This window comes from Vibrio sp. 10N.261.46.A3 (assembly GCF_041472995.1).
Classification (GTDB): Bacteria; Pseudomonadota; Gammaproteobacteria; order Enterobacterales; family Vibrionaceae; genus Vibrio; species Vibrio coralliirubri.
Genome location: NZ_JBFRRH010000153.1, coordinates 1 through 3,405, shown reverse-complemented (window position 1 = coordinate 3,405; position 3,405 = coordinate 1). Strand labels below are relative to the sequence as shown.

The window sequence follows — 3,405 nt, the reverse complement described above, 5'->3', positions numbered from 1 at the left end:
ACAAGTAAAAATATCAGCATGGTAAGAAAGAGGAAGATAGCGGCTCTTGATGATGAGTACCGCTCGGTACTTTTAAGCGCTGGAATTAAAATGCTCTAGCCGTGAAATCAATCCCAATTAATGTCGTTTAATATTGAGAAATGGTCTGCAAATTCGGCTGGTCTCAATTCTGTTACCCAATGGCAAGCGTGGAGCACTAATTTAGATTGGCTACAAGATGGCTCAACTGAATTTAAAGCTATCCCTCCAATGATGCGCCGTCGAATGAGTGTGCAAAGCAAACTTGCCGTCCAAACCGCGTTAACCTTATTAAAAGACACCTCGATTGATTATCTTGTCTTTGCTAGCCGACATGGTGAGCTGCACCGAACTGCCACTTTGATTCAGTCGATATTAGAAGGTGACGATGCCTCGCCGATGGCGTTCTCACAATCGGTACATAATACCGCTGCCGGTCTAACCACTATTGCCGCCAAAGCGCCGATTCCACTGACTTCAATCGCCGCAGGGCAAGATACTTTCCATAACGCTCTGATTGAAGCTTATCTTTACCTTCATCAGTATCCGTCACATCGTGTACTCGTCATTGACTTCGACCAGCCTTTGCCTGAGCTTTACCAAGAATACGAAACACAACACTATGCGGATTACGCTCTGGGCTTCGTGCTCACCGCTGGCAGTGAGTACTCTATTGCTAGAGCAGTAGAAGCCAACCAAGCACCTTCCCAGTTACCACAAGGGCTACAAACGCTCCAACATATCTTATTGGGTACAAATAAGTGGGCTATTGCTGGCAAGCACCAAACTTGGTCTTGGGTAAATAACACCGAGCCAGGCCCACAGTCATGAGCAAAGTCGACCAATATTGGCGAGTATTCGCGACAGGGCTGTGCTTTACCATCTTTGGTCTAGGCGGCTTAGTATTAAGCTTCTTAATCTTACCCACTATCGCGCTAACGACTCCCAATACCATTAAAAGAGAGCTTAAAGCGCAGCGATTGATTCGTTTCTCATTCAACGCCTTTTGCCAAATCATGAAGTTAACCGGCGCGATTGATTACCGAATTGATGGCGCGGATCTATTACGTGAAGATCGTAACTGCATCATCGTCGCCAATCACCCTAGCTTAATCGACTATGTGCTGATCGCTTCTCAACTTCCTCAATGTGATTGCCTCGTTAAGGCCGCTATTTGGGAAAACCCTTTTATGAAAAGGATTGTCAAAGCCGCAGGTTATATCCCAAACCAAGCTCCTGACGATCTTTTAGAGCGCTGTGAAGAACGTTTCTCACGTGGCAATGTGCTGCTGGTTTTTCCCGAAGGAACTCGCACAACGCCCGGAATTGAACCATCATTACAACGTGGTGCGGCGCAAATAGCCACGCGAACACAAACCGATTTACGCGTGATTCATATTACGGTTTCTCCGACATTCTTAACGAAAGAGAAAAAATGGTATCAAGTTCCTGCGACGAAACCCTTTTTTCATATCGCGGTGAAAGGTAAAATAGAAGTCGCACCATTTATTGAGAATTCAAATAACTTAACTTCGGCAGCAAGGCGCCTTAATCATCACCTTGCACACTCGATTTTCCCTTCCGAAGAAAGCATTTAGCTCATCAATAAAGCAACTGGCGATATCAGCATTTCGAAAATACATCGCATAATGTAGAATCGCCCCCTTAAAGCAGCATTCAGATAAAGCATTAAGTAGGCCAAAGTGGAAACATTACACAACGAACTGAAACAACTGATCATCGACGCATTGAACCTTGAAGACATGAGTATTGATGAGATTGAAACGGAAGCTCCACTATTTGGTGATGGACTTGGATTAGACTCTATTGATGCGCTAGAGCTTGGTCTTGCTATCAAGAAGAAGTACAGCATCGTTATCGATGCCGACGATTCAAACACTCGCCAGCACTTTGCATCCGTTGAAAACCTAGCAAATTACATCTCATCTCAAACGAACAACTAGACAGATCTTTATGACACAAGCTAACCAACAAGAAGTATACAACCAGGTTAAAGATGCGCTGATTGAGCTGTTCGAGCTTGATGCTGAAGATATCACGCCTGAAGCACACCTTTATCTTGATCTAGACCTAGACCTAGACAGCATTGATGCGGTTGATTTGGTCGTTCACCTACAGAACGTAACAGGTAAGAAGATCAAACCTGAAGAGTTCAAGGCAGTACGCACCGTTAATGACGTTGTAGAGTCTGTGGTTGAACTATTGAAGGACGCATAATGCGTCCTCTGCTGACTTTACTGTCGGCAATCATACTTTTCACTTATCCAATAGCGGTTTACTTTGGACTCAACAAGTTTGGCCTACAAACCGTTGGTATCGTCTTGGCCGTTATCTTTGCTGTCCGTATATTCACTGGCGGTCAGGCTAAAATTAAAGAGCTAAAACACTTAGCTTGGATCAGTGGTAGTGCCGGGATTGTTCTGTTGGCATTAGGATTAACCTTCAAGCAACATGGCTGGTTAACCTATTACCCCGTGATCGTTAACGTTTGTATGTTGGTTGTGTTCGCTTCAAGCCTTTGGCAACCGCAAACGATTATCGAGCGTCTTGCTCGACTCCAAGAGCCTGAACTTCCGCAAAGTGGCATTGATTACACACGAAAAGTCACCAAAGTTTGGTGTTTGTTCTTTGTTATCAACGGCTCTATTGCCCTTTACACCTGCTTCCAACCTCTTGAAATATGGACCCTATACAATGGCTTACTCAGCTATTTGTTCGCCGGGTTACTCTTTGCAGGAGAGTGGGTAGTAAGACAGCGCATTCGTCAGAGTTAAATTGTTATGACACAAACCGTATCTTACATCTCGTTGTCTGAACTTCTCAGTCAAACAAGAGCCCCTGAATCGATTGTCTGCTTTGACGACAATAGCGAGATTACGTGGCAAACATTTAGCGCCGACTTATCTCAACTCGTGCACCTTTTATCTTCATCCCCTTTTCAACGAGTTGCGATTTGCACCCAAGACAGCTACCTATTTTCGGTGACCTTTTTGGCATGTGCCGTCAGCCAAAAACACATCATCTTACCGGGCAACTACCAGCCCTGTGCACTTGCGGAATTGAGTGAACATTTTGATTGCCTGTTAGTTGATGACTCGATTGGTATGGTTGAAGTGAGCGACGTTCGCAATATCCAAAACTTGTTGGACTCAAACACCTCGTCAAAACAACCTCTAATCGATAATCTTGCGACCATTGATTTGGCTGAAATCCATTTGACCTTGTTTACGTCAGGTTCAAGCGGCACACCCAAGGCAATCAATAAAACATTAGAACACCTAGACATTGAGACGGCTCAGTTAAATAAGAACTGGGGCGAATTACTCAGGGGTAATCGAGTTCACAGTACTCTTGATTTAAATCGCA

The 3,405-nt window shown here is 44.5% G+C and carries 5 protein-coding genes and 1 pseudogene; all 6 read left to right on the top strand.

All coding sequences use genetic code 11. The features are described 5' to 3' along the window. The first annotated feature begins 120 nt into the window (after nucleotides 1-120). Nucleotides 121-849: a beta-ketoacyl synthase chain length factor gene (locus tag AB4484_RS25365; RefSeq protein ID WP_372080908.1), complete on the top strand. Its 729-nt coding sequence runs from the start codon at nucleotides 121-123 to the stop codon at nucleotides 847-849. Then, on the top strand, nucleotides 846-1,616 hold the full coding sequence (locus AB4484_RS25360; RefSeq protein ID WP_019824139.1) for a 1-acyl-sn-glycerol-3-phosphate acyltransferase: 771 nt from the start codon (nucleotides 846-848) through the stop codon (nucleotides 1,614-1,616). Before AB4484_RS25365 ends, AB4484_RS25360 begins: the two co-directional genes overlap by 4 nt. Nucleotides 1,617-1,721: 105 nt before the next feature. Further along, nucleotides 1,722-1,982, top strand: a complete 261-nt coding sequence (locus tag AB4484_RS25355) for a phosphopantetheine-binding protein (RefSeq protein WP_372080907.1) — start codon at nucleotides 1,722-1,724, stop codon at nucleotides 1,980-1,982. Nucleotides 1,983-1,992: 10 nt separating this feature from the next. After that, complete coding sequence (locus AB4484_RS25350) at nucleotides 1,993-2,256, top strand: acyl carrier protein (protein WP_372080906.1); 264 nt, start codon at nucleotides 1,993-1,995, stop codon at nucleotides 2,254-2,256. Continuing rightward, nucleotides 2,256-2,813 (top strand): septation protein IspZ, encoded by a 558-nt coding sequence (locus AB4484_RS25345; protein WP_368084698.1) that lies wholly within the window; start codon nucleotides 2,256-2,258, stop codon nucleotides 2,811-2,813. The genes AB4484_RS25350 and AB4484_RS25345 overlap by 1 nt, the downstream gene beginning before the upstream one ends. A gap of 6 nt (nucleotides 2,814-2,819) precedes the next feature. Beyond that, nucleotides 2,820-3,405 (top strand): annotated as a pseudogene (locus tag AB4484_RS25340) (AMP-fatty acid ligase); the annotation flags it as partial.